The following is a 923-nucleotide window of genomic DNA, read 5'->3' as shown; positions in this document are numbered from 1 at the left end:
GAGTTTTTTCTGCGGATGCACTTCACTGCGTCCGGAAGCAACAGCTCCCGAAGAAATCAAAATGATTTCTACCCCGGACTTGTGTAATTCCGCTATCTGGTCAACAAGTGCCGACATACGGGTAACGTCCAGCGTTCCGTCGCGGCGTGTTAATACATTGCTTCCTACTTTTACTGCGATTCGTGTAAATTCCTGTTTCATCCTTACTAACGATTTGAAAGCACAAATATAGAGCTTTTTGCCGATATGCTACCAAAACAGGCTAAAAAGAATTATCTTTGCAGCTAGATAGAGAAAAGATAAACAATGAAACATACAAATCCACAAGTAGAACAGATGACCTCCTTCATCGTAATGGATGTGTTGGAGAGGGCAAACGAATTACAGAAACAAGGTGTTGATATTATTCATTTGGAGGTTGGTGAACCCGATTTTGATGTGCCGTCTTGTGTGTCGGAAGCAGCAAAAGCGGCTTATGATCGTCATCTTACTCACTATACACATTCTTTGGGGGACCCGGAACTCCGGCGGGAAATTGCTGCTTTTTATCTACGGGAATATGGAGTGACGGTAGATCCGGATTGCATTGTGGTGACTTCCGGTTCTTCTCCATCCATTCTTCTTGCGTTGATGTTGCTCTGCAACACGGATAGCGAAGTGATTCTTTCCAATCCGGGATATGCTTGTTACCGTAATTTTGTGTTGGCTACCCAGGCTAAACCCGTTTTGGTTCCTTTGTCTAAAGAATATCTGCAATACGACATAGAAGCTATTCGTAAATGTGTGAATCCACATACAGCGGCTATCTTTATCAATTCTCCGATGAATCCGACCGGAATGTTGCTGGATGAAAAATTCTTGAGAGAAGTGGCAGCACTGGGAGTTCCTGTTATTTCGGATGAGATTTATCATGGACTTGTCTA

The 923-nt window shown here is 43.2% G+C and carries 1 protein-coding gene and 1 pseudogene; one reads left to right on the top strand and one right to left on the bottom strand.

All coding sequences use genetic code 11. The features are described 5' to 3' along the window. Window positions 1-201 (bottom strand): annotated as a pseudogene (locus tag AB5935_RS25640) (glutamate 5-kinase); the annotation flags it as partial. A 105-nt stretch (window positions 202-306) separates the two neighbouring features. Here AB5935_RS25640 and AB5935_RS25635 point away from each other — a divergent pair. After that, window positions 307-923, top strand: a 617-nt coding sequence (locus AB5935_RS25635) for an aminotransferase class I/II-fold pyridoxal phosphate-dependent enzyme (RefSeq protein ID WP_368327831.1), incomplete at its 3' end; no start/stop codon positions are given.

Source organism: Phocaeicola sp. RTP21198st1_B8_RTP21198_201120, from assembly GCF_040929485.1.
Taxonomy (GTDB): domain Bacteria; phylum Bacteroidota; class Bacteroidia; order Bacteroidales; family Bacteroidaceae; genus Phocaeicola; species Phocaeicola dorei.
The sequence above is the reverse complement of the archived record's forward strand: the minus strand, read 5'-3'. Positions and strand labels throughout refer to the sequence as shown.